The 257-nt window shown below is 69.6% G+C and carries 1 protein-coding gene; it reads right to left on the bottom strand.

Translation table 11 applies throughout. From position 1 onward, the window contains the following. Window positions 1-257 (bottom strand): hypothetical protein (locus ACY0JR_RS21180; RefSeq protein ID WP_462636166.1); only part of this gene is annotated, 257 nt, incomplete at both ends.

Below are 257 nucleotides of genomic sequence, written 5' to 3'. Positions count from 1 at the left end.
AGGTCTGGGTAAAACAATTACAACCCTGGTCACGGTCTCGGGGGCGGCGAATCCGTTGGCGGCGGGCTGCGAGGCGGTGATGGTGGCGGTCCCGGCCGAGAGGGCGGTGGCAGTCCACTTGCCCGAGGCGTTGGATACGGCCAGCACGGCGGGGTTGGAGGAGGTGAGGGCGATGGGCGCCGAGGCGTTGGTGCTGCTCACGCCCAGCTCGAAGGGGGCGTCGCCCACGGTCTTGTTGGCCGGGGCGGGGAAGGTGA

Source organism: Rufibacter sp. JT3400010, from assembly GCF_054956755.1.
This window is presented reverse-complemented; position numbering and strand designations above follow the sequence as displayed.